The sequence below is a fragment of the Euzebyales bacterium genome, assembly GCA_036374135.1.
Classification (GTDB): domain Bacteria; phylum Actinomycetota; class Nitriliruptoria; order Euzebyales; family JAHELV01; genus JAHELV01.
In genome coordinates this window covers 52260-67849 of sequence record DASUUK010000045.1, presented here as the reverse complement: position 1 = coordinate 67849, position 15590 = coordinate 52260, and the positions used below count along the sequence as shown (strand labels likewise).

Here is a 15590-nt window from a genome sequence, read left to right as displayed (position 1 = left end):
GCCGAAGCCAGACCTGTCCTGCCGATACGGCACGGCCACTGTCGCGCGGCCGGTGACCGTCGACACTCATGGTCCCACCGATTCGTCGAGCAGGGGTGGACACGTTGCGAGCCCAGGGTCGGACGCTCATCGTCGCCACGCTGTTGGTGGCGCTGCTGGTTCCCACCGCGGCGCTGGCCCAGGACGCGGGGACGCCGTTGTCCCAGGTGCCGGACGAGTACGAGCCCGCGCTGCGCCTCGTCGCCGACGAGCTGGGCGTGTCGTACGACGACCTGGCGACGGCGTCCGCCGGCGAGCTCCAGGGTGCGCTGTGCACACAGCTCGACGCGACGTCCACCGATGAACTGGTCGCGGACACGCGGACGGCGCTGGCCCAGGTCCCCGACAGCCAGCTCCAGGCGTTGAGCGACGCCGAACGGGCGCGACTCGACGAGAACCTGCCGGGCATCATCGCCCGGATCGAGACCGAGTACTGCGCCGGGGCGGGGGAAGCTCCGAGGAAGGTCGGCGACGTTCCCGTACCGGAACGCGTCGACACCGGTGGCGGGGGCACGGGCGACGACGCCGCGCTGCCGCTGGCGTTCGGTGCGCTGTTCGCCACCCTGTTCGGTGCCGTCGGCATCACGCTGACCGGCAGGCGCGGGCGCGCGACGTGACTGCGACGCCGTCCTTCTTGCGGGTGACGTCCTCCCAGTAGCAGCCGCTTGAGGACGGGCCCGCGCATCGGCCACCGCGTGTCAGACGCGGGCGGCGCCGGTTGCCTCGACCGTGTGGCTTTCGACCGAGGGGGCGCGCGTCGTCGACGTCAGCCACAGGTGCACGACCGCCATCCACACCAGGCACGCCCCGAGCAGGTGCGCGCCGACGAGCAGCTCCGGCAGGCCGGTGAAGTACTGCACGTAGCCGATCAGGCCCTGCGCCAGCTCGATCCCGAGCAGGGCCGCCGCGGCGCGGCGCACGCGTCGCGGGGCGTCCGTGGCACGCAACGCGAACACCAGGGCCACCGTCAAACCGAGCAGCAGGAACACGCCGTCCGCATGGAACTGGCTCGTCAGCCGCGGATCGAACGCCAGCCGCGGGGTCCCGGGGTCGCCCGCGTGCGGACCCGTGGCGGTGACCAGGGTCCCCAGCGTCAGCACGACCGCGACGACGCCGACGAGCGTGTGCTGGAGCCGGCGCAGCTGCGGATGCACGACGGCGCGGGCGATGCCAGGCGGTTGTCCGGCGCGGTGGTGCAGCACCAGCGCGACGCTGATCAGCACGATCGAGAAGAGGAAGTGCCAGGCGACGATCAACGGGTGCAGGCCGGTCAGCACGGTCACGCCGCCGACCACCCCCTGGGCAACGACACCGCCGACCAGCACGGCGGCCGGGCGCACCAGGTCGGACCGGCGCGGTCGCTGGCGCCATACCGCGACCAGTGCCGCCACGGCGACCGCCAGCACGACGAAGCTGAGCAACCGGTTGCCGAACTCGATCGCCTGGTGCCAGGGCGTGACCTCGGCCGACGGGAGCGGCACCACGCTGCCCTCGGTGCAGGTCGGCCACTCGGGGCATCCGAGCCCTGATCCGGTGAGCCGCACGGCGCCACCGGTCACGACGATCGCGACGTTCGTCACGACCGCCGCCAAGGTGATGCGGCGCATGCCTGCGGTGGACATGCGACTGATGGTAGCGACGGCGGGGCGGCCGGGTCGGCGCTCAGCCGCCCGTGACCTGGTCGCGTCCGGTCGTGGCGTCGCCCCGGCCCGCGTCCCGGCCCGGGCCGGGACGCGCGTCGCGCCGCAGTGCTCCACGATCGATCTTGCCCAGCGCGGTCCGTGGCAGCGCGTCGACGAGGAGCACGCGCCGTGGGGCCATGGCGTCGCCGGCGGCGTCCGCCACATGGCGCCGGAGCGCCTCCGGCGCGGGCGGCGTGGCACGGGTGACCGGCACCACGAATGCGATGGCCTGCTGACCCCACTCTGGATCGGCCACGCCGACCACCGCCGCATCGGCCACCCCCGCGTGCGACCGCAGCAGCGTCGCGACCGCCGCCGTCGAGACGTTGACCCCACCGCTGACGATGACGTCGTCCGCGCGGCCGCTGACCACCAGACGTCCGTCCACGAACCCACCCACGTCGCTGCTGCGGAACCAACCGTCGGCACCGGGCAGGGGCGTCAGACCGTCGGCGGTGCGGTAGCCGTCGGCGAGCACGTCGCCCCGCAGCAGGATGCGGTCATCGGGATCGACGGCGACCGCGACCCCGTCGAGGGGCAGGCCGCCGTACACACACCCGCCGCACGTCTCAGTCATGCCGTAGCTGACGGTGACGCGCGCGCCGGCGGCGGTGGCCCTGGCCAGCAGGTCGTCGGGCGGGGCGGCGCCGCCGAGCAGGATCCGATCGAAGCGCGCGACGTCGACGCCCGACTCGAGCAGACGGTGCAGCATCGTCGGCACGAGCGCGACGTGCGTGGCCGGAGCGGCGGCGACGGCGGCGACGTCGAACCGGTCGTGGACGATCGGGGTGACCCCGGCGACGCGGGCCCGCAGCACGACGAGCAGGCCGGCGACGTGGTGCACCGGCAGCACCGCGAGCCACCGGGCGTCGCCGGCATCGAGCCGGTCCACGCTGGCCGCGACCCCGGCGGCCAGCGCGGCGTGGCCGAGCACCACACCGCGCGGGGTGCCCGTCGCGCCCGAGGTGCGCACGACCAGCGCCGTCCCCGGTCGCACGCCCGTGCCGCCGCTGAGCGGCTGTCGACCGGTGCGGTCGACCATCGCGGCGGCGCCCAGGTACCTGGCCGCCGCGAGCGCGGCGTCGTCGGACAGCGACGGATCGAGTGGCAGCGCGGCGTCGCCGTCGCGCCACACCTCGTCGATCATGGCGACCGCGTCGCGGCTGTCGGCGCGGACAGCGACCAGACGTGCGCCGTCGGCGGGCGCGCTAGCCTGCGTTGGGTCCATCGGACGGACACGCTAGCGATCGAGGAAGGACGAGGCGGCACGTGGCGGCTGACGTGTGGGTCGATGCGGCCAGGCCACGTACGCTGCCGGCCGCGATCTCCCCGGTGCTCGTCGGCACCGCGGCGGCGACCCGTCTGGTGCCGTGGCGGATGGTCGCCGCACTCGTCGTCGCGCTCGCGGTCCAGGTTGCGGTCAACTACGCCAACGACTACTTCGACGGGGTCCGGGGTGTCGACACGCCGGACCGCCGCGGACCACAGCGGGCGGTCGCATCCGGCGCCGTCACACCATCGCAGATGAAGCGGGCAATGATCGTCGCCCTCGCCGTCGCGGGGCTCGCCGGCCTCGCCCTCGCGGCCGCGGTCGGCTGGGAGCTGCTGCTGGTCGGCGCTGCGTGCTTCCTGGCCGCACTCGGCTACAGCGGCGGGCCGCGACCGTACGCGTCGGCGGGTCTCGGCGAGGTGTTCGTGTTCGTGTTCTTCGGCCTGGTCGCAACCATGGGGTCGGCCTACGTCCAGGACGAGCAGCTGCGGTGGCTGCCGGCGGTGGCGGCGGTCCCAGTGGGCCTGCTGTCGGTCGCGCTGCTGGTCGTCAACAACCTGCGAGACATCCCCACCGACGAGCGGACCGGCAAGCGCACCCTGGCCGTGCGCCTCGGCCACAGGACGACGCTGTACCTGTACATCACCCTGATCAATACGGCCGTGCTGGCGACCGGCATGGTGGCGCTCGTGTCGCTGTCGCTGTGGCCGGCGGTCGCGTTCCTGTCGCTGCCGCTGGCGTTGGTGGCCCAGAACCGCACCGCGGCCGGCATGGAAGCCGGCGATCCCGGCCTGCTGGTCGACGGGCTGGTCGCGACGGGGCGTCTGCAGCTGGTCTATGGCCTGCTGCTCACCGCGGGGCTCGTGGCAGCGGGCGCCGGCCCGGCGGCGCTGCTCTAGCATCGCGACGATGCGGCATCCGGACGTGACGGTCGCCGACGGCCGTGTGTCGGTCGCCGGGGCGTTCGCCATCCCGTTGCGGCTGCGATTCCGCGGTGTCGACGCGCGGACCGGCATGCTCGTGCGGGGTCCCGCCGGCTGGGGCGAGTGGTCGCCCTTCGCCGGGTACGGGCCGCACCTGGCGGCCCGCTGGTGGCGCGCAGCGGTCGAGGCGGCGATGCGACGATGGCCCGCCCCGCGTCGCGACACCGTGCCGGTCAACGCCATCGTGCCCGCCGTCGCGGCAGACCGGGCGTACGAGATCGCCCGCACGTCGGGCTGCGCGACCGTCAAGGTGAAGGTCGGCGACGGTGACGACGTGGCGCGCGTGGAGGCGGTGCGCGACGCGCTGGGTCCCGAGGGCCGCATACGTCTGGACGTCAACGGCGCATGGGACCTCGACACGGCGGTGACCCGCCTTCGTGCGCTGGCCCGGTTCGACCTCGAGTACGTCGAACAGCCCGTCACCGACCTCGCCGACTTCGCGCGGCTGCGCGCCAGGGTCGACGTGCCGCTCGCGGCGGACGAGTCGGTGCGCCTGGCACCCGACCCGCTGCACATCGACGGCATCGACGCCGCCGACGTCGTGATCCTGAAGGTGCAGCCCCTCGGTGGGGTCCGGCGCTGCCTGCAGGTGGCCGAGGCCTGCGCCCGCCCTGTCGTCGTCTCGTCGGCCGTCGAGACGTCGGTCGGCCTGGCCGCCGGCCTGGCCCTCGCGGCGGCGTTGCCCGACCTGCCGTACGCCTGCGGACTTGGCACGCGTGCACTGCTCGCGGGGGACGTGGTCGACGATCCGCTGGACCCGGTCGACGGGGCGCTGGCCGTGCGCAGGCCGGTGCCGTCGCCCACGCTGCGCGAGCGATGGGCGGCGACCGACGCGGTCGCGGACGCCTGGACCCGTCGGCTCGACGCGGTCAGGCGGGAGCCCGCGACGTGAATCCCTCGACGGCGCAGGCCCGTGTGCTGATCGATGAGCTGGCGCGCGGTGGCCTCCGCGACGCCGTCATCGCGCCCGGCTCGCGCTCGGCGCCGCTGACGCTGGCGTCCGACCAGCATCCCGACGTGACGGTGCACGTCGAGATCGACGAGCGCTCAGCCGCATTCCTGGCGGTCGGCATCGCACGCGCCACAGGTCGGCCCGCCGCGGTCATCTGCTCGTCGGGCACCGCCGCCGCCAACTTCCACCCAGCGGTCGTCGAGGCTGCGTACGCCCGGGTGCCGCTCGTCGTGCTGACGGCCGACCGGCCGCCCGAGCTGCGGGCGACCGGCGCGAACCAGACGATCGACCAGCCCGGTCTGTACGGTGCCACGACCCGGTGGGCGGTCGACCTGAGCGTTGCGGAGGAGCGCGCAGGGCAGGTCGCCTACTGGCGGTCGATCGTCGCGCGCCTGCTCGCGGAGGCCGCCGGCCGTCCCGCGGGACCCGTCCACTGCAACGTCGGGCTGCGCGAGCCATTGGTGCCGGATGGCACTGACGACTGGGTCGAACCACTCGACGGCAGGGCCGGTGGCCGGGCGTGGACGGCGCGGGTCGTCGATCTCGCGCTGCCGACACCGGCCGACGTCGCCCTGATCGCCGGCGAGGTCGCCGCGCATCCCCGCGGGGCGCTGGTGCTCGGCGACGTCGAGGTCGACCCGGTCGTGGTCGCAGGGTTCGCGGCCGCCGCGGGATGGCCGGTGGTGGCGGAGCCCCACAGTGGCGCACGCACCGGCGATCATGTCGTGTCGACCGCGGACCTCCTGCTGGCGGACGCCCGGTTCGCCGATGCGCACCGCCCCGACCTCGCGATCGTGGTCGGGCGCCCCGTGCTCACCAGGGCGGTCCGACGCTGGCTCGACGGTGTCGCGCGGACCATCGTCGTGGACGCCGACGGCGCCTGGCTCGATCCCGGTCGGACGGTCGAGCGCATCCTGCGTGCGGCGCCGACGGCGCTGCTGCGCGACGTGACCGACCGGTTCGACGATCACCGCGTCACGCACTTCCTCGCGCAGTGGCAGCACGCCGAGCGGGCGGCGCGTCATGTCGTCGATGACCTGCTCGACGGGTGTGGTGAGCCCACCGAACCGCGCGTCGCCCGCGATCTCGCAGCCTGCGTGCCCGACGGCGCGGTGCTCGTCGCCGGGTCGAGCATGCCCATCCGGGACCTGTCAGCGGTCATGCGTCCCCGGCACGGGCTCCGGGTGTTCGGCAACCGTGGCGCGAGCGGCATCGACGGCTTCGTCTCGACGGTGCTCGGCGTCGCGATCGGCCATGACGGCCCCGTGGCGGGCCTGTGCGGCGACCTGTCGTTCCTGCACGACCAGAACGGCTTCCTGCTCGCCGGTGCGCGCGCGCTCGACGCCGTGTTCGTCGTGATCAACAACGACGGCGGCGGCATCTTCTCACTGCTCGAGGCGCGTCAGGTCGACGGCTTCGACCGGCTGTTCGGGACACCGCACGGCATCGGGCTGGCCACGCTGGCCGCGACCTACGAGCTGGCCTACCACCCGCTCGCCCGCGCGGCCGATCTCGCCGACGTCGTCACGACCGCCTTCGACGCCGGCGGCCTGCACGTCATCGAAGTGCGCACCGATCGTGAGGAGAACGCAGCGCTGCACCGGGAGCTGACCGCGCGCGTGGCGGCAGCGGTCACCGGTTGACGGCGGGGACGGGTCAGTTGGAGCTCAGAACGCCGACTGCATCGCGCGCAGCTTCAGGCGTGTCTCCTCGAGCTCGGCCTCGGGCAGCGAGTCCGCCACGATGCCGGCACCAGCGAACAGGCGTCCGCGTGCCCCGTCGAGCTGGGCGCACCGCAGCGCGATGGCGTACTCCCCGTCGCCACTCGCGTCCAGCCAGCCGACCGGACCCGCGTACCGCCCCCGGTCGATGGTCTCCAGCTCGCGTATGAGGTCCAGCGCACGGTCGGCCGGCATGCCGCCCACGGCGGCCGTCGGGTGCAGCCGCTGCGCCAGCGACAGCGCGTCCACGGGCGAGGCCAGCGTGCCCGTGACGCGGGTCGCGAGGTGCTGCACGTTGGCCAGGCGCAGCAGGTGCGGCGCGGCGTCGGTGTCGAGGTGGGTCGTCACCGGCCTGAGCGCCGTGTCGACGGACGCGACTGCGGGGTGGTGCTCTGCGCGGTCCTTGGTCGACGACAGCAACGCCGCACCGAGCCGCCGGTCCTCGTCCTCGTCGTCGCCCCGGCGCGTCGTCCCGGCCAGCACCAGGGATGACAGCTGCAGTCCCGTCCGGCGGATCAGCAGCTCGGGCGACGCGCCCACCAGACCCTCGACACGGAACGTGTAGCAGGACGGGAACCGCGCGTGCAGGCGCGTCAGCAGGGCCGGGGTGTCGAACGGGACGTCGCTGGACACCAGCCGGTCGCGCGCCAGCACGACCTTCTCGAGCTCGCCGCCGCGGATGCGGCGCACCGCGCGGTCGACAGCGTCGAGCCACGCGATCTCGGCAGCGGTGGCGCCCGCGTACCGGACGCGCTGCGGCGGTGACGGCGGAGGGGCCGGCGGCGGCATCACCAGGACGTCGTCGTGCACCGGACGGTCACGCACGACGGTCAGCCAGGCGCGCCCGTCCTGCACCCGCAGGACCGTCTCGGGGACCACCAGCACCGAACCGCCGACGGCACGGTCGAACGTGAGGCTCGCGAACGCCAGCGCGCCGGGACCGTCACCGTCGTGGTCCATCGCCGCCAGCAGCTGCCACATCACGTCGCCGGCGACGGCGCGCTCCGCGGGGTCGTCGATGTGCACCCGCTTCGCGACGCCCCAGCCGGCGACCGACGCCGTGGGCGCCATCCAGCACAGCTGCCCGGCGGGCACCGCCGCCTCGGCTGCGGCGGGGTCGATCTCAACTGTCCGCGACCAGCGGGGCGTGTCGTCGACCGGCTGTGCCATGCCGCCCGCCGGACCACGACCGGCCTCGGGACGCGACACATCGCTGACGCTATATGAGGTCATGGACGTGACCTACCGCTGCGCTACATGAGGTCATGGACGTGACCTACCGCTGACGCTACATGAGGTCATGGACGTGACCTACCGCTGCGCTATATGAGGTCATGGACGTGACCCGCCGTCGACGCCACCCGCGAGCCGCTCGTGCGCCGCGTTGACCAGCAGGCGGCGGAAGTGGTGGCCGACGAGGACGCTGGTCGCCGGCAACATGTGCCCGAAGGCGTCGAGCAGACGCGCCGCGGCGTCCTGTTCGTCGTACGCCTCCGAACGGATGGGATCGCGCACGAAGCGCACGAACAGCTCGACCGCGTGGTCGGCGATGGTGCGCATGGCAGCCGTGTGCTCCCGGGCGAGGCTGAACAGTTCGTCGAGCGGCAGCCCGGCCTCGACGAGGGTCAGCCCTGCGCGCAGCGCCTCGACGTCGGCCATGCTGTACCGGCGGTCGTCGTCGGTCGTGCGGGGGATCAGCAGGCCCTCCCGCTCGACGGCCTCGAGCAGCGACTCGGGCAGGTCGGAGCGGTCGGCCAGCTCGGCAAGGGTCAGCAGGTCGGCGTCGGTGCCCGTGTCCTCACCGGGCAGAGGTCCGGCGAGTGCAGCGGCGAGCGCAGCCTCCGCAGGCGGAAGTCGATCGGGATGTGACGCCATGACGCCAATGCTAAGGTGCCGCCGTCCGGCCGGGGCGACGCCGACGCGATCACTCGCACACGGTCCGTCGCAGCGCGGTGCCGCACCGACGCCACGCGCGCGCACGTACTACCCTGCGCGCGGTGTCCACCGTCCTGTTCTCCGCCAGGGTCGTCCTGCCGATGACCGGTCCGCCACTCGACGAGGGTGGTGTGCTCGTCTCGGACGCGACGATCGTGGCCGTCGGCGAGGCGACGGTGTTGCGCCGGGAGGCCGATCGCGAACAGCACGTCGACGGCGTGCTGCTGCCGGGTCTGGTCAACGCGCACACCCACCTGGAGCTGGCCGAGGCCGCACCGCTGGCGCAGCCGGGTCCGCGCCACCACTGGCAGCGCGCCGTCGACGGGATGACCGCCGGGTGGGACGCGGCTCGATGGAAGCACTCGGCCCGCCGGGGCGTGCTGTACGCGCTGCGGGCGGGGACCACCTGCGTCGGTGACGTCGTGCACCGCGGCCCCGGCGTGCCCGCGGCGTCGCGCGCCGGCCTGGCGGGCGACTCGTGGGTGCGGATCGCCGACGTCGACGTCCGCGACCAGGACGCCGTGCTGTCGGCGCTGCGCCACACCCTCGACCTTCCGGCTCCCGGGCGTCGGGTCGGCGTCGCGGTCGAGGACATCACGCGGATCGGCACCGGCAGTCTGCAGGCGCTCGCCGCCCTGGCCCACGAGCTCGAGGTCCCGCTGCACGCCCACGCGGCCGTGGACCAGGCGGAGGTCCGCGCCATCTGGCACGGTGACGGGCCTCTGGCCGAGGCGGCCGCGGACGTCGGCGCGGAGTACGAGTGGGTGGGGGAAGGCACCGGCTTCGGACCGGTGCGGTACCTGGCCGAGTGCGGTGCGGTGCGTCCCGGCAACTCGCTGGCCCATGCGGTGTGGGCCGACGACGCGGAGGCGCGCGTGCTCGGCGCGCAGCGGACCGCGGTCGTGCTGTGCCCCCGTGCGGCGGACCGGCTCCAGTCCGGTGCCCCACCGCTCGAACGCTTCGCCAAGGCCGGCGTCGCAATGGCCCTGGGCACCGAGAGCCTGGCGGCGGTGCCCGATCAGGATCCGCTCGCCGAGGCGGCCGCGTGGGTCGCGCTGGCGCGCGAGCAGCAGATCGCGCTCTGGCCGGGCGCGGGCGGACCGGTCGAGCTCGAGGAGCACGCGGTGCGCCTGCTCACCTGCGATGGCGCGCGTGCCATGGGATGGTCCACCCACAGCGGTGTGCTGGTCCCCGGCCGCCGGGCGGACCTGGTGGGCGTCGACCTCGCCACGACCGGCGCGGCCGCCTACCGCGACCTGATCACTTCCGGTGTGGGGCGCCAGGTGCTCACGGTCGTGGCCGGGGTGCGACGCTCCCGCCGCGGTGACGGCGACAGCGCGTGGCCGGAGCTCGACGACTTCGAGGAGACGGACGGGTGATGCCGGAGCACCCGGCACTGCCGGACCACCGCCCCGTCCGCGACAAGGACGCCGCGCTCGTCCAGCGCATGTTCGACCGCGTCGCTCCGCGGTACGACGTCGCGAACACGCTGCTGTCGCTGGGCCTGGACCGGCACTGGCGCGCTGTGGCCGTCGCCGCCGTCGATCCCCGGCCGGGGTCGGTCGTGCTCGATCTCGCCGGTGGCACCGGAGCGCTCGCCGCTGCTGTGGCGGCGCGCGGCGCCGACGCGGTCGTGGCCGATCTCAGTCACGAGATGGTGCGGGTCGGCATGGCGCGGGTGCCGGCGGTGCGCGCGTGGACCGTCGCCGACGCGCTGCGGCTTCCGCTTGCGGACGCCAGCGTCGACGCCGTCACGATCGCCTTCGGTCTGCGCAACCTCAACGACACGCTCGCCGGTCTGCGCGAGATGCGGCGCGTCGTGCGCCCCGGCGGGAAGCTGGCCGTCCTGGAGTTCAGCCGTCCGACCAGCCGGGCGTTCGCGCACGTCTACCGCCGTTACTTGCTGGAGGTCGTGCCGCGGCTGGCCAGAGTGGCGACCAGTGATCCGGCGGCGTACGGCTACCTGGCCCGGAGCATCCTGGCGTGGCCCGACCAGCCCGCGCTGGCCGGCATGATCGGCGACGCGGGCTGGACGGCGGTGCGCTGGAAGAACCTCACGGGCGGCATCGTGGCGCTGCACCACGCCGTACGTCCGTCCTGACCGCCGCGGTGGGGAGGTTCGTCAACGCGGGGCGCGTGTTGATTCCCCACAGGGCGGTGTCGGCGCCGTTGTGGGGAGGTTCGTCAACGCGGGGCGCGTGTTGATTCCCCACAACACCCGCACGGCTCGCGCGACGATCGCGTCACGGACGCCGACGAGCTGGAACGGCGACGCGCTTTGTGAAGCACTTCACATGCCCGCCCGAAACGCTACGCTGGGGCGTCGACCGAGCACCCGTGGTGGCTCGGCCCCTCGGATCGGACGGAGGAGCGCGTGGCCGACAGTGACATCGCCCAGCGCCGCCGGTCGGCGCCGGCGTCGCGGCTCGAGCCCGTGGGGCCGCCGGAGCGCAACGAGGCCGACGTCGTCGTCGTGGGCGCGGGCCCGGGTGGCTCGGCTGCGGCCACGTTCCTCGCCCGGGCGGGTCACGACGTGCTGCTGGTCGAGAAGTCGTCGTTCCCGCGCGACAAGGTCTGCGGTGATGCGTTGACCCCCCGCGCCGTGAAGGCGCTCGAACTGCTCGGTCTGCACGACGAGGCCGCCGGCACCCCACCCGGATGGGCGCGCCAGGAGGGCCTGCGCATGTACGGGGGCGGCGTCGTCCTCGACCTGCCCTGGCCGGAGCTCGATGACTTCCCCGCACACTCGGTGACGGCGACCCGTGCGATCTTCGACCACACGCTGGCGCAGCACGCGGTCGCCAATGGCGCGCGGCTGTGGGAACGGACGGAGGCGCTGGCACCCGTCCGCTCCGACGACGGCGGCCGCATCCACGGCATCCGCTACCAGCGCGACGACGGCCGGCACGGCGAGGTCCGCGCGCCCATCGTGGTGGCCGCCGACGGCAACTCGTCGCGCATCGCGGTGGCCGCCGGTCTCCACCGCGACCACTCCCGTCCGATGGGGGTGGCGATCCGCGGCTACTACCGCAGCCCGCGCGCGTCGATGGACGTGATGGAGGGCTACCTGGAGATGCGGGTGCCACCGTCCGGCGACGACCCCGGTGAGCTGCTGCCCGGCTACGGATGGATCTTCCCGCTCTCCGACGGGCTCGTCAACGTCGGCTGGGGCCTGCTCGACTCGTCGGCGCACTTCCGCTCGACCAACTACCGTGACGTCCTGACGTCGTGGGTCGCCGGCCTGCCGCCCGAGTGGCAGCTGCGGCCCGACACCTTGGTCGACCGCCCGCGCAGCGCGGGCCTGCCGATGGCCCACAACCGTCGCCCTATGGTGCTCGACGGGTTGGTGCTGCTGGGTGACGCGGCCGGCATGGTCAACCCGTTCAACGGTGAGGGGATCAGCTACGCCATCGAGGCGGCGGCGTTCGCGTCGGAGGCGATCGACCACGCGCTCACGACCGGATCGCCGGACCGGCTCGCGGCGTATCCGGCGGCGGTGGCCGAGGCGTGGGGCGGCTACTACACGCTCGGACGCGCGTTCGTCGGCCTCATGGGCCATCCCACCGTCATGCGGGTGTGCACGGTGTACGGCATGCCGCGCATGCGCCTGATGCGGTTCGTGTTCAGGACCATGGCGCACCTGGTCAACCATCGCAGCGGCGACGCGACCGACGCGGTGCTCAACCTGTTGTCGCGGGCCGTGCCGGCAGCGTGACCGCCGACCGTCCCGTGATGCATGGCCTCGAGCCGACTCCCGATAGGCTGGGCGCCGGCAACGCCGGCCGCCCGACCCGACCGCCGAAGGTCGCCGTCTAGGATCACCCGACCAGAACCGCCACCAGGAGGAATGCACCATGTTGGCCGAGTACCTGCCGCTCGCGCTGCTGGTGCTGGCGGCCGTGCTGTTCGTGGGCCTGTCGCTGCTCGTGTCGGCCCGTCTCGGACCCAGTCGGCCGAACCCCACCAAGCGCGCGGCCTACGAGTCCGGCATCATCCCCACCCAGAGCCTGACCGGCATTCGCTTCCCGGTGCAGTTCCACCTGATCGCCATCCTGTTCATCATCTTCGACGTCGAAGCCGTGTTCCTGCACCCGTGGTCGGTCGTCGTCCGCGATCTCGGGTGGTACGGCTTCGGCGTGATGGGCGTGTTCGTCGCGCTGCTGTTCGAGAGCTACTTCTACGTCCTGCGCAGGGGAGGCCTGGAATGGGAATAGAGGCTCGGCTGCCCGACGGGATCCTGCTGACGACCGTCGAGAAGGTCGTCCAGTGGGGTCGTGCCGGTTCGATGTTCCCGGCCACGTTCGGACTGGCGTGCTGCGCGATCGAGATGATGTCGACCGGCGCGGCGCACTACGACCTGGCGCGCTTCGGCATGGAGGTGTGGCGCGGCTCGCCGCGGCAGGCCGACCTGATGATCATCGCCGGTCGCGTCAGCCAGAAGATGGCGCCGGTCATCCGCAACCTCTACGACCAGATGCCCGATCCCAAGTGGGTCATCTCGATGGGCGTCTGCGCGTCGTCCGGCGGCATGTTCAACAACTATGCGATCGTCCAGGGCGTCGACCACATCATCCCCGTCGACATGTACGTGCCCGGCTGCCCGCCCCGACCGGAGATGCTGCTCGACGGCATCGTCAAGCTCCACGCCAAGATCAGGCAGGAGCAGTTCGTCGAGCGCAAGCGCAAGGGCGAGTCGGACGAGGAGTTCGCCCGTCGCACGGGCTGGCCCGTCGACGACGAGTCCGAGATGGAGGGGTGGGCCGCGCACCAGCCGACCCGCAAGAGCGGTGACACCGCGGTCGCGGCCGGGACCGGACACGGCCAGCACGCCGGGCACCGCGCGGCGGGGGAGGCGCTGTGACGGGAGAGGTATCGGGCCCGCGCACGGGTCGGAGGCGTGACTGATGGCGGGTGCAGGCTCAGGCAACCCGAACATGGCCTCGGGTGAGGCGACCAAGCTCCGATCACGTTCGGTCCCCGAGGCACAGCTGTCCGACCGTCTGCGCCAGGTGCGCGACCGGCTCACGGCGACATTCGACGGGCTCGAGGTGCTGGGCTTCCGCGGTGAGCTCACCGTCGTCTGCCCGGCCGAGCTCGTCCCCGACGTTCTGCGCCACTGCCGCGACGACGCGGACCTGTCGTGCGAGATGTTGATCGACGTGTCCGGCGTGCACTGGCCGGCCGGCCAGCGCGAGGAGCGCGCCGAGGAGACGACCGGCTGGCCCCGGTACGAGTTCGGTGACGAGGCCGGTCGCATCGAGTTGGACTACATCGTCCGGTCGTTGCGGCACAACTACGTCGCGCGGATCCGCACGTTCCTGCCCGACGACGAACCGCGCATGGCCAGCGTCGCGGGGATCTACCGGTCCGCCGATTTCATGGAGCGCGAGGTCTTCGACTTCTTCGGCGTCGACTTCGACGGCCACCCGGACCTGCGGCGGATCCTGATGCCCGAGGAGTGGGAAGGACACCCGCACCGCAAGGATTATCCACTCGGCGGCGTCGAGGTGCAGTACGAGGGCGCGACCATCCCTCCGCCGGACCAGCGCAGCTACTAGGAGGAGCCGCCGATGTCCGACCAGCAGCAGGTCGCTCCCGATCGTCCCGCCCAGGACCGGGAGAGCGACCTGACGACCGAGCAGTCGCAGGAGGAGCGGGCCACCGCCGCAGCGGCCGGCACGATCGTGGCGCCCCACACCTACACGGTCGCCTCCGGCCAATGGGAGGACCTCCCCGACGCCGTCGAGGACGACCTGATGGTCATCAACATGGGTCCGCAGCATCCCTCTACGCACGGGGTGCTGCGCATGGTGCTGACGCTCGACGGTGAGACCGTCGTCGACAACAAGCCCGTCATCGGCTACCTGCACACGGGCATCGAGAAGAACCTCGAGTTCCGCCCATGGGTGCAGGGCGTGACCTTCGTGACGCGGATGGACTACCTGTCGCCGCTGTTCAACGAGCTCGGGTACTGCCTGGCCGTCGAGAAGCTGCTGGGCGTCACCGACCAGATCCCCGAGCGCGCGTCCGCGCTCCGGGTGATCCTGACCGAGCTCAACCGTGTGTCGAGCCACATGGTGTGGCTGGCAACCGGCGGCATGGAGCTGGGCTCGACGACGGCCATGATCTACGGCTTCCGCGAGCGCGAGACGGTGCTCGACATGCTCGAGTACGTCACGGGGCTGCGGATGAACCATGCGTTCATCCGGCCGGGAGGGCTGGCACAGGACGTGCCACCTGAGTTCGGTGACCGCATCGGCACGCTCGTGTCCGAGCTCAACGACCGCATCGACGAGTTCGAGGACCTGCTGACCGGCAACCCGATCTGGGTCGAGCGCAACAAGGGCGTCGCGGTTCTGACGGCCGAGCAGTGCCTGGACCTGGGCGTCACCGGACCGGTGCTGCGCTCGACCGGCCTCGCCCACGACCTGCGCAAGGCGGCGCCGTACTGCGGCATCGACCAGTACGACTTCGATGTGGTCGTCACCGACACCGCTGATGCCTTCGGCCGCTACCTCGTGCGCATCAATGAGATGCGCGAGTCGCTGCGGATCGTGTCCCAGGCCGTAGCGCAACTGCCCGGCGGCCCGGTCATGGTCGCCGACAAGAAGATCGCCTGGCCCGCACAGCTCGCACTGGGCCCGGACGGCATCGGCAACTCCAACGAGTACATCTCGAAGATCATGGGCCAGTCGATGGAGGCCCTGATCCACCACTTCAAGATCGTCACGCAGGGGTTCGCTGTCCCCGAGGGGCAGGTGTACTGCGCGGTCGAGTCACCCCGCGGTGAGCTGGGCTACCACGTGACCTCCAACGGCACGAACAAGCCGTACCGCGTGAAGGTGCGCGACCCCTCATTCCTCCACATCGGGGCGCTGGCCGACCTGACCAACGGGCTGCTCGTCCCGGACGTGATCGCGGGCGTCGCCTCGCTGGATCCGGTCATGGGCGGTGTCGACCGGTGAGCGCTGATGCGCGGCGGCGGACCCGTGCGGCCGCTCCAGCAGG

General features: G+C 72.7%; 15 protein-coding genes. 11 read left to right on the top strand and 4 right to left on the bottom strand.

Features of this window, described 5'->3' with window-relative positions:
- The first annotated feature begins 95 nt into the window (after positions 1-95).
- Positions 96-656 carry a hypothetical protein gene (locus VFZ70_08035; GenBank protein HEX6255747.1) on the top strand — a complete coding sequence of 187 codons (561 nt, stop codon included), beginning with the start codon at positions 96-98 and terminating at the stop codon, positions 654-656.
- 81 nt (positions 657-737) lie between these two features.
- Here the strand turns inward: VFZ70_08035 and VFZ70_08030 are convergent, their stop codons facing one another.
- Positions 738-1661, bottom strand: a complete 924-nt coding sequence (locus tag VFZ70_08030) for a COX15/CtaA family protein (GenBank protein HEX6255746.1) — start codon at positions 1659-1661, stop codon at positions 738-740.
- A 40-nt stretch (positions 1662-1701) separates the two neighbouring features.
- Positions 1702-2949, bottom strand: coding sequence for an AMP-binding protein (locus tag VFZ70_08025; protein HEX6255745.1), 1248 nt, complete (start codon positions 2947-2949; stop codon positions 1702-1704).
- A gap of 41 nt (positions 2950-2990) precedes the next feature.
- Here VFZ70_08025 and VFZ70_08020 point away from each other — a divergent pair, with 41 nt between their 5' ends.
- From VFZ70_08020 to menD, 3 genes are read left to right on the top strand one after another with little or no spacing between them, the layout of a single operon-like run.
- Positions 2991-3890: a 1,4-dihydroxy-2-naphthoate polyprenyltransferase gene (locus VFZ70_08020; GenBank protein ID HEX6255744.1), complete on the top strand. Its 900-nt coding sequence runs from the start codon at positions 2991-2993 to the stop codon at positions 3888-3890.
- A 10-nt stretch (positions 3891-3900) separates the two neighbouring features.
- Complete coding sequence (locus VFZ70_08015) at positions 3901-4866, top strand: o-succinylbenzoate synthase (protein HEX6255743.1); 966 nt, start codon at positions 3901-3903, stop codon at positions 4864-4866.
- Positions 4863-6569: a 2-succinyl-5-enolpyruvyl-6-hydroxy-3-cyclohexene-1-carboxylic-acid synthase gene (menD, locus tag VFZ70_08010; protein HEX6255742.1), complete on the top strand. Its 1707-nt coding sequence runs from the start codon at positions 4863-4865 to the stop codon at positions 6567-6569. The genes VFZ70_08015 and menD overlap by 4 nt, the downstream gene beginning before the upstream one ends.
- A 24-nt stretch (positions 6570-6593) precedes the next feature.
- On the opposite strand, the gene VFZ70_08005 is transcribed toward menD, so the two are convergent.
- Positions 6594-7880, bottom strand: a complete 1287-nt coding sequence (locus tag VFZ70_08005; GenBank protein HEX6255741.1) for an isochorismate synthase — start codon at positions 7878-7880, stop codon at positions 6594-6596.
- A gap of 99 nt (positions 7881-7979) precedes the next feature.
- Positions 7980-8522 (bottom strand): MerR family transcriptional regulator, encoded by a 543-nt coding sequence (locus VFZ70_08000; GenBank protein HEX6255740.1) that lies wholly within the window; start codon positions 8520-8522, stop codon positions 7980-7982.
- Between the two features lie 122 nt (positions 8523-8644).
- Between VFZ70_08000 and VFZ70_07995 the strand changes: the two genes are divergently transcribed.
- From VFZ70_07995 to VFZ70_07965, 7 genes are all read left to right on the top strand, one after another.
- Positions 8645-9961, top strand: coding sequence for an amidohydrolase family protein (locus VFZ70_07995; GenBank protein ID HEX6255739.1), 1317 nt, complete (start codon positions 8645-8647; stop codon positions 9959-9961).
- Positions 9961-10683, top strand: coding sequence for a ubiquinone/menaquinone biosynthesis methyltransferase (locus VFZ70_07990; protein HEX6255738.1), 723 nt, complete (start codon positions 9961-9963; stop codon positions 10681-10683). The genes VFZ70_07995 and VFZ70_07990 overlap by 1 nt, the downstream gene beginning before the upstream one ends.
- 273 nt (positions 10684-10956) lie before the next feature.
- A complete protein-coding gene (locus tag VFZ70_07985; protein ID HEX6255737.1) occupies positions 10957-12297 on the top strand; it encodes a geranylgeranyl reductase family protein in 1341 nt (446 codons plus the stop codon).
- 139 nt (positions 12298-12436) lie between these two features.
- The gene (locus VFZ70_07980; GenBank protein HEX6255736.1) at positions 12437-12796 is read left to right on the top strand and encodes an NADH-quinone oxidoreductase subunit A; all 360 of its coding nucleotides are present in this window, start codon (positions 12437-12439) and stop codon (positions 12794-12796) included.
- Positions 12787-13443 carry an NADH-quinone oxidoreductase subunit B family protein gene (locus tag VFZ70_07975; GenBank protein HEX6255735.1) on the top strand — a complete coding sequence of 219 codons (657 nt, stop codon included), beginning with the start codon at positions 12787-12789 and terminating at the stop codon, positions 13441-13443. Before VFZ70_07980 ends, VFZ70_07975 begins: the two co-directional genes overlap by 10 nt.
- Before the next feature lie 43 nt (positions 13444-13486).
- Positions 13487-14140 carry an NADH-quinone oxidoreductase subunit C gene (locus tag VFZ70_07970; protein HEX6255734.1) on the top strand — a complete coding sequence of 218 codons (654 nt, stop codon included), beginning with the start codon at positions 13487-13489 and terminating at the stop codon, positions 14138-14140.
- A 12-nt stretch (positions 14141-14152) separates the two neighbouring features.
- Positions 14153-15547 carry an NADH-quinone oxidoreductase subunit D gene (locus VFZ70_07965; GenBank protein HEX6255733.1) on the top strand — a complete coding sequence of 465 codons (1395 nt, stop codon included), beginning with the start codon at positions 14153-14155 and terminating at the stop codon, positions 15545-15547.
- Positions 15548-15590: the final 43 nt, after the last annotated feature.

Bases quoted from the DNA above. Each gene is read 5' to 3' on its own strand.
- VFZ70_08030 (HEX6255746.1), bottom strand. From the start codon at position 1,661: ATGTCCACCGCAGGCATGCGCCGCATCACCTTGGCGGCGGTCGTGACG.
- VFZ70_08025 (HEX6255745.1), bottom strand. From the start codon at position 2,949: ATGGACCCAACGCAGGCTAGCGCGCCCGCCGACGGCGCACGTCTGGTC.
- VFZ70_07975 (HEX6255735.1), top strand. From the start codon at position 12,787: ATGGGAATAGAGGCTCGGCTGCCCGACGGGATCCTGCTGACGACCGTC.
- VFZ70_07980 (HEX6255736.1), top strand. From the start codon at position 12,437: ATGTTGGCCGAGTACCTGCCGCTCGCGCTGCTGGTGCTGGCGGCCGTG.
- VFZ70_07990 (HEX6255738.1), top strand. From the start codon at position 9,961: ATGCCGGAGCACCCGGCACTGCCGGACCACCGCCCCGTCCGCGACAAG.
- VFZ70_07970 (HEX6255734.1), top strand. From the start codon at position 13,487: ATGGCGGGTGCAGGCTCAGGCAACCCGAACATGGCCTCGGGTGAGGCG.
- VFZ70_07965 (HEX6255733.1), top strand. From the start codon at position 14,153: ATGTCCGACCAGCAGCAGGTCGCTCCCGATCGTCCCGCCCAGGACCGG.
- VFZ70_08005 (HEX6255741.1), bottom strand. From the start codon at position 7,880: ATGACCTCATATAGCGTCAGCGATGTGTCGCGTCCCGAGGCCGGTCGT.
- VFZ70_08000 (HEX6255740.1), bottom strand. From the start codon at position 8,522: ATGGCGTCACATCCCGATCGACTTCCGCCTGCGGAGGCTGCGCTCGCC.
- VFZ70_08015 (HEX6255743.1), top strand. From the start codon at position 3,901: ATGCGGCATCCGGACGTGACGGTCGCCGACGGCCGTGTGTCGGTCGCC.